The sequence below is a fragment of the Shewanella sp. SW1 genome, assembly GCF_025653545.1.
Taxonomy (GTDB): domain Bacteria; phylum Pseudomonadota; class Gammaproteobacteria; order Enterobacterales; family Shewanellaceae; genus Shewanella; species Shewanella oncorhynchi.
This window is the reverse complement of record NZ_JAKKSG010000046.1, coordinates 1-2,614: the sequence shown is the minus strand read 5'-3', so window position 1 is coordinate 2,614 and position 2,614 is coordinate 1. Positions and strand designations below refer to the sequence as shown.

The following is a 2,614-nucleotide window of genomic DNA, read 5'->3' as shown; positions in this document are numbered from 1 at the left end:
TAGCTACTCCGGTTCACGTTAAATACATGGCATAACACTGAAATAGGGTATTTGTTGCTCTGATTGAGTTTCTCGATTATCGAGAATTGTTCAGCGAGTCCGACATCAATAGAGCGGTAGCCTTTTTTAGGATTTCTTTTTCGAGATTAATCCGTTCAATTTCACGTTTAAGTGCCTTAATTTCAATTTGCTCAGGTGTCATGGGTGAGGCTTTAGGAGCAAGCCCTTGGCGCTCAACCTGAAGCTGTGTTACCCACTTACTGACCGTTGATTTACCCACGTTCATGGCTTTCGCCGCCGCTTCTTGTGTGTAATCTTGATCTATGACTAATTGAGCGGTTTCGAGCTTAATGGCTGCGCTATATCGAGCACGTTTACTTTTATTCATGTTGTCACCTAAATGGGTTATGAGAGGATCATAACATTTCTTATTAGGTGGCCAAATTCATTATGCCACTACAATATGCATAGTTACGAAATTATTGCCGCAGAACTCAGTTTATCAAATCTGACTGACGCAGAAGTGATACTTAATTTACTCAAACAAACTTACCGGAAAATCAGCAATATCTCTGGCGATAGTGCCTATGATTCACGAGAGTGCCATGAAGTAATCCGTCGCAAACGGACATTTACCCTCATCCTGCCACGTGATGGCGGAGTAAGGGTATTCACGCAATTAAACCGTGAGCTTTCAGAAACTTTATGGTTCAAATAAAAAGTGGAAGAAGCGCTATGGTTACTATCGCAGCTCCATCTCGGAAACCGCCATGTATCGAATCAAGCAGCTACTCGGTGGACGATTGACATGAGAACTTACAATGCCTAACAAGTAGGTGAAACTTACGTCATGATCAAAGCGTTGAACAAGTTCACAGGGCTAGGTATGCCTGAAACTGAATATGTTGTTTGATATTTGTTCATGTTAGAGGTCTTTGTTTGCCGACCTAATAAGAAAACAAAGCCTCCACTCGCTACAATTCCATAAAAGCAAAAGGTCGCGACTTAGCTCTTAGCTATCGTGCGACCTTCGTTATTTACGGATTCGACTGTCGTCGTTTAAGCGACGCGTATACCTTGACCAAAATCGACATCAGCCGCTAATTTTTCTGCTTGGAAATAACAGCCCTGCTCATTACAAAATTGTAATTGCTGCGACGACGTCACGATAAAGAATTCACCGAAAAAATTACCGCCAACATCCTCTAGCTTATGGCCCTCAGGAGTTTGCGTCATATAGACTTCATCTAAACTATGGCAGCCATCACTAAACCAAGTTTCTAAAAAATATTTATCGTCTTCTTTATAGAGGGTAATTTTGTCACCCAATAAAGGACGCCCATCTAACCAACGACCTATAATTTCACGATTTTGCATATCTGTCTCCCGCCAATGAAGGCGACGGCGTTTTTCGATCCCAGACATCCTGATATCCTTATGCAATACCCAATCACCTAAAGTGAATGTCAGTTGTGGTAGTACATTAAGCATAGAACCCATTTAACTCTTTACTCCCCACAGCAGCAAATTACTTCAAATCGCCCGTCAAATGTAACTTTTTGGTTAATTTAAATTTGCTAAATATTTAAAATATAAAAGATAAATACCTTTGACTAATTAATCGGCAGTGTAGCTCAATCTAAAAATAAAAACGCGATCTTTATCACTATTTACTTATCGCTAAAGTAAAGGCAGCTAAAAGACTTATCTAGCGAGCTGAATAAAAACACCGCGCTGTATAGACGTCGATAAAATGAGAACGGCAGCCAAACAGACCAACTGGCAATGTCAGCAAAAGTCCAATAAATCCCCTCTATATTACTAACTGCCCTCATAACATCCTTGCTAACCGTTATGCGTCAAGTTGAAGAGTTTGTATGGCACTTAGTCACAAGCGCCAATAAATTTTCCATTGCCAACGAGTTTCGACTTGATTTTCATTGACTCTTCAGAGATTGTCACTTCAAGCTTAGAAGTGAACGTTTTCCCATTGAAACGCATTTCACCCACTGTTTTAGATGCACCATCAGGGCTAGTGCATGATGTTTCAAACACCATCTTGTTAGCACTGATCCAATTGCTGTTAGTTTGGCATTCTTCGCCTTCATTTTCTTCAGGCTCTAAATCAAATGCAGAGGCGATGTCATTTATGCATTCAGTTTCCGTGTAATCAGGCCTTTTGGCCATGCTCCGCATCATTTTCTCCATTTCAGGAGGTGCGTCTATTTCTACTATTTCGGATTTCCAAGTGGTTTCCCATAAACCCGGTTTGAAGTCATAGTTTTCAGCGTGAAGATGAGTTGATGCCACTATGAGTCCAGTTAACATCACTTTAGTAATTAGGTGGGTCATTTATTATTCCTTTAATTAGGGTCTGTTGATCTTTGCTGTACAAATGTTGTTCAGCAATACATCGGCAGCCACATTAACATAAACGCCAGTGACACCATACTGGCGTAATTTCTTGCTAGCTTGTCATATCTTGTTGATATTGCTCGATAGTGCTTAATTCTTCCAAAAGCATTCTCCACTAAATGTCGATACCGATATAAGCACCAATCGACTCTTTCTTGAGGTGTATTCTTATAGCGGCGCCTTGGAATAACAGATTTCC

3 protein-coding genes and 2 pseudogenes are annotated in these 2,614 nt (G+C 40.6%); 1 reads left to right on the top strand and 4 read right to left on the bottom strand.

The window, feature by feature from the left end:
* Positions 1–388: pseudogene (locus L5M71_RS22925) on the bottom strand (transposase); the annotation flags it as partial.
* A gap of 81 nt (positions 389–469) precedes the next feature.
* Between L5M71_RS22925 and L5M71_RS22920 the strand changes: the two are divergent.
* Positions 470–913 (top strand): annotated as a pseudogene (locus L5M71_RS22920) (transposase); the annotation flags it as partial.
* Between the two features lie 146 nt (positions 914–1,059).
* On the opposite strand, the gene L5M71_RS22915 reads toward L5M71_RS22920, so the two are convergent.
* The 3 genes from L5M71_RS22915 to L5M71_RS22905 all read right to left on the bottom strand — a co-directional run.
* Positions 1,060–1,500 carry a hypothetical protein gene (locus L5M71_RS22915; protein ID WP_131523165.1) on the bottom strand — a complete coding sequence of 147 codons (441 nt, stop codon included), beginning with the start codon at positions 1,498–1,500 and terminating at the stop codon, positions 1,060–1,062.
* A 384-nt stretch (positions 1,501–1,884) separates the two neighbouring features.
* Positions 1,885–2,352, bottom strand: a complete 468-nt coding sequence (locus L5M71_RS22910; protein WP_263209975.1) for a DUF3617 domain-containing protein — start codon at positions 2,350–2,352, stop codon at positions 1,885–1,887.
* Between the two features lie 50 nt (positions 2,353–2,402).
* A partial coding sequence (locus L5M71_RS22905) for a transposase (RefSeq protein ID WP_263163063.1) occupies positions 2,403–2,614 on the bottom strand: 212 nt, incomplete at its 5' end.